Here is a 4,574-nt window from a genome sequence, read left to right on the forward strand (position 1 = left end):
TCTGGAATTTATTGAGGTCAACCATGTTTAAATCCATCCTGCCGATGACATCTGCCAACTGGCCGCCTACTGATCCGACGGTCCTCCGGTAAACGTTGCCCTGGCCGGATGCGAGACCAAGATCCCCGCCGACATAGACATATTTATAATTTGTTATCTCATAAGGGTAAGGAGCTATCGCGCTGCTAGGTACGCCACCTCCGCCGAAACCCCCGCCCAACCCCAACGGGACAGCCGGACTGCTGGCCACTTTATCAGGCTGGGAAAGCGTCTGAGCTGAAGAATCCCCGGCAGCCTCGTTCTGCGAAGGATTGAGGACTAGCTCTCCGAAAGCTTCGACTCCCACGTCCTTGATGGAGGACTCGCCGGCCTGATTTGGCAAATTGAGGAAAGCGACTAAGGCTATTAAGCTCAGGACCGCTGCTCCCGCATAAATGAAATCTTTGGAAAATATTTTAAACATATTTTTATTAGCTTGTTTTAATTCTGTTAATTTTGACCTTTCTTCGTTTAATTTTAATCTTAAATTATTGACGAACTTTTCATCAATCTTGCCTTGAGGCCTGACTGTCAGAAGATCTTGGATAATCCTGACCAAAACTCCCTCCTTTGATTTAAGGCTGGGGTCTATTAAATATATGTCGTTTAGTATCTGTTTGATGTTTTTTTTCATATTTTTGGATCTACACTATTTATTACGTCTTAGTTCGGAAAAAGTAACAGGCCGAGAAAGACGGCTAAAGGCATCTGGCTTTTTAGGGCTCCGATCGCCCGCGAAAAGATGACCCGGCAATGCGCCTCATCTTTGCCTAAAGCCTCGGCTATTTCCTTATAAGACATGCCTTCCCAGACCCGTAAAAGCACGATCTCGCGCTGTTCCGGCCTTAGCTTCTTTAAATATTCCTGCACCTTCTTCAGCTTCTGAGCCGTATCAAGATCCCTGAGGATATCGTCGTTTCCGGCCAAATCCCAAACATCATCGATATTCACTTCGTTCTTTTTCGACCTGTAAAAATCAACGACCTGGTTCCTGGCTATTTGGTAAAGCCAGGTAGAAAATAAGCCTTTTTCCCGATCAAATTGGTCAAGATTTTTTAAAGCTTTTAAGAATGTCTGGCTTGTTAGGTCTTCCGCCGTTTCTTTATGGTGGGTCTTAAAATAGATGAAATTAAAAATCTTCCTTACGTATTTATCGTAAAGCTCGGGAAAACTGTCCGCGTCGATTCTAGTTGCTCCAAATATTTTCATCCTCTCTATTTAATACGCCAAAACGCTTAAAGTGTAACACCTGTATTATACCTCAAATAATATGTATAAATTATTAAAAACATTCCCCGGGGCGGCGGGCAAAAAAACTGAGGAAATAAAATTTACTTCCCCAGATCTAGAATCTCATCAATCCTGATTTGATTTACAAATTCAGGCATGTGGCTGACCAAAACCATGGCGCCTTCATATTTATTCAAAGCGTCGGCAATGACCGGCAAATGACGGAAATTAATGTGGTTGGTCGGCTCATCCAAGATAAGCAGGCCGGGTTTCTGAAGCACGAGCCGGGCTAACAGCACCAGGCCTTTTTGGCCTTCGGATAAACTGCCGATTTTGGAATACATCAAATCGCCGGTAATCAAAAATCCGGCGGCCAAAGAGCGAACAGCCTCTTCCGATAAACCTTCGGCTACCGAGCTTAAGGATTGCCAGACCGTATCGTCAAAATTAAGCGTAGAAAAATCCTGGCGGTAATAGCCCACAATTACTCCCGGAGCTATTTTAGCACCCTTGGCTTGGCCTGACGCCAAAGATTCCAGCAAAGTGGTTTTACCAATGCCATTGGGCCCTATCAAAAGCAACCGTTCTTTTTTCCTTAAAGAAATATTAGCCTCTTTTTTGATGAATTTGCGCTTTTGCATAACCGAAAAAGAAGTGATCCTCAAAATCTCCCCGCTGAGATCCTGCTGGCAAGGAATGGTAAAATGCCTGATGGTCTTGTCCTCTTTTCTGACCTCAACCTTGGCCTCTTCCATTTCCTCGACCTGATTTTTCATTTTTTTGGCCACCAGCCTCATCTTGCCGCCCTTGTTGGCAAAATAGTTTATTTTATCCTTATTCGCGATAATCCTTTTGGCCAACTGCGCGTTTTGCCTGTTTTCCCTTTCGATCCGGGCTGTAATTTCTTTGAGCAAGTCAAAATAGTTGCCTATATATTGCTCAACCTTGCGCGTAAAAACATCCAAGTATAAAACGCCTTGGGTGAAAGTATTTAAAAAATCGGCGTCATGGGAAATAACGATGCAGGTTTCCTGATAATCAACTAAAAATTGAGTAAGATGGGCTATACCCTCTTTATCCAGATTATTGGTCGGCTCGTCTAAAAGCAGTAAATCGGGATTTTGGATAATAGCTGAAGCTAAAAGAAGCCTAGCTTGCTGGCCGCCCGAAAACGATTTGATCAGTCGCTCGTGGTCGGCCGAAAGATTCACCACTTCCAGGGCCGCGTCAATTTTAGGATCGATATCGTAAACCTTTTTTTGAAAGCAGTTCTGGAAGAACTCCCTTAAAGTGAGTTGGAACTGATCCCGAGGAATAACCTGTTTGGCTGCAGCCACGGTCAATTCCGGGCCCAGATGCACGGCGCCTGAATCGGGAGATAAAGCGCCCGTGATAAGCTGGAAAATAGTACTTTTACCCGCGCCATTCTGACCCATAAGGGTGATTTTAGACCCCCTTCTTACCGAAAAATCGACCTCATTTAAAATAGGCTTACTATGGCCGTGGCCGAAGGAAACCTCGTCAAATCTTAAAATGACTTCCTGATTGCTCATATAAATTCAACCCCTTGAGAATAACACAAAACAGGCTCCAATAAAAGCCTGTTTAAGAAAAAATAATTCTGGGATTACCTGATTATGGAGCCCATAAACTTCTTGACGCGCAGCGCATCAACGGGACTTTGCCAATTATTGTCAGTTTTAAAGTAAGACCCCACAATGAAGCCGTCGGCTGTAGGAAGATATTCATTAATGCTTTCAGGCGTGATGCCCGAACCGACTAAAACCGGCAGTTTGGTAAAAGTTTTTATCTCAAGCAAGTCTGCGGGCTTAGCCGATTCTCCCGTGAGACCCGCCGTAATAACAAGGCCGTCCGCTCGGAAAAATTCCGTTTGCTTAACCATATCTTTAAACGTGAGATCGCTCGTCAAAATATGGCCCCGCTGTTTCTTTCTGACATCAGCGAATATTTTGATATGCTCGGCCTTGAGCTCTTTTCTCAAACGGAATAAAGCGCCGGCTGAACCTTCAACCAAGCCGGCCGGACCTGTATGAGCAAAAACAAAGTTTTCCACCCGGATAAAATCGAGGTCGGCTCTAGCCGCAATTTCCATTGCTTCAAGATTCGCCACCTCAAGCATTTGAATACCAATGGGTAATTCAGTGCGCGAACGGAGCTCTTGAGCTACTCTTAACATTCCCCCAACCGTACTTCTAGATAAAGGAGGTTTTACATAAGGAAGGTCATACATATTCTCGAGCATCACCGCCCCAATCCCCGATTCTTCGTAGATCTTCAATTCCTCAACCGCCCGGTCAATCACGCTATTGATATTACCCCCGTAATAAGGAGACCCGGGCAGGGCTAAAGTATGAATCATGCCGATAATGGCTTTTGGCGGCAAATTTCTCATAGAGTAATTAAGGATTGACGGATCCTGTCGAATTGGCTTTTAAGGCCCGCCCGATCGAATTCTGTAACGGTGCCTTCGGGGTAATTACCGATATTGGTAGAATGGATTAAATAACGCACGGCAATGCAGGGATTCGTCCCGGGAAGCGCCCAAACTTCTTCTTCATAAAAGTTGCCTGCCGCGGCCCCGTTCGTAGTTAAAAAAGAATATTCTTTGCCGTAATCGATGAAGTTCTGGACGTTAATGCTGCCATCTGAGAAAAGTAACGCATTACATTCCTGGACAGCGGGAATAATCTCTACAGAAATGCCGGTGTCAAAGCTCGATAAATTAGTGCCGGCAGTAAGATTCTCCGGAATGGTGAATTTCACTCCGTAAATGTCCTTGCCCGGGCCGAGCGCCTGATATTTATAGGAAGTGTCGATTGAATAATCAGCCGGATAGCGGATTGAAAAGCCGACCGTGCCATCCGAATAAACTTTAGCCAAACCTCCCGGATCTCTAGCGACAATAACGCAGCCTATGTAGCTTTTCTCAGCGTTGTTTTCCAAAACAAGCGCTCCGTTACCTTTACTCCAAAAAACAAAGGATTCGTCGCTGTTGGCATAACGCGCTCCGTCGGCGGAAATAGTCTGGGGCAGATCAAAATTCCGCCCGTCGCTTAAAGCGATCTTCACGCTGCCTGAAGGAATCGGCATTTCGCCCGGCGCCACTGCTATAGTTTCCCCCTTATAGAAAGTCGCCTCTATTGTTTTATCTTCGTTACAAACATAAGAAACCTGGTTTATGGGAGCCGGCAGAACAATTTCGGCTTTCTGGCCGTAAAAATACCACAACCCCGCACCAGTAAAAATAATCACTACTAAAACAATAAAGATAAAATTTCTTTTCA

Annotated in this window: 5 protein-coding genes; all 5 read right to left on the minus strand. The window is 44.9% G+C overall.

The window, feature by feature from the left end; all coding sequences use genetic code 11:
* The coding region (locus tag PHQ42_04995; protein ID MDD5072058.1) for a hypothetical protein at nt 1–673 on the minus strand (673 nt) is incomplete at its 3' end.
* 29 nt (nt 674–702) lie between these two features.
* Nucleotides 703–1,248, minus strand: coding sequence for a sigma-70 family RNA polymerase sigma factor (locus tag PHQ42_05000; protein ID MDD5072059.1), 546 nt, complete (start codon nt 1,246–1,248; stop codon nt 703–705).
* Nucleotides 1,249–1,370: 122 nt separating this feature from the next.
* Nucleotides 1,371–2,822, minus strand: coding sequence for an ABC-F family ATP-binding cassette domain-containing protein (locus PHQ42_05005; GenBank protein MDD5072060.1), 1,452 nt, complete (start codon nt 2,820–2,822; stop codon nt 1,371–1,373).
* A gap of 74 nt (nt 2,823–2,896) precedes the next feature.
* Nucleotides 2,897–3,682 (minus strand): BtpA/SgcQ family protein, encoded by a 786-nt coding sequence (locus PHQ42_05010; protein ID MDD5072061.1) that lies wholly within the window; start codon nt 3,680–3,682, stop codon nt 2,897–2,899.
* A partial coding sequence (locus tag PHQ42_05015; protein ID MDD5072062.1) for an MliC family protein occupies nt 3,679–4,574 on the minus strand: 896 nt, incomplete at its 5' end. The genes PHQ42_05015 and PHQ42_05010, both read right to left, overlap by 4 nt.

This window comes from Patescibacteria group bacterium (assembly GCA_028711655.1).
GTDB lineage: Bacteria > Patescibacteriota > Patescibacteriia > Patescibacteriales > JAQTRU01 > JAQTRU01.

What these genes read in the sequence shown, in the direction of transcription:
- PHQ42_05000 (MDD5072059.1), bottom strand. Translation starts at nt 1,248, where the DNA reads ATGAAAATATTTGGAGCAACTAGAATCGACGCGGACAGTTTTCCCGAG.
- PHQ42_05005 (MDD5072060.1), bottom strand. Translation starts at nt 2,822, where the DNA reads ATGAGCAATCAGGAAGTCATTTTAAGATTTGACGAGGTTTCCTTCGGC.
- PHQ42_05010 (MDD5072061.1), bottom strand. Translation starts at nt 3,682, where the DNA reads ATGAGAAATTTGCCGCCAAAAGCCATTATCGGCATGATTCATACTTTA.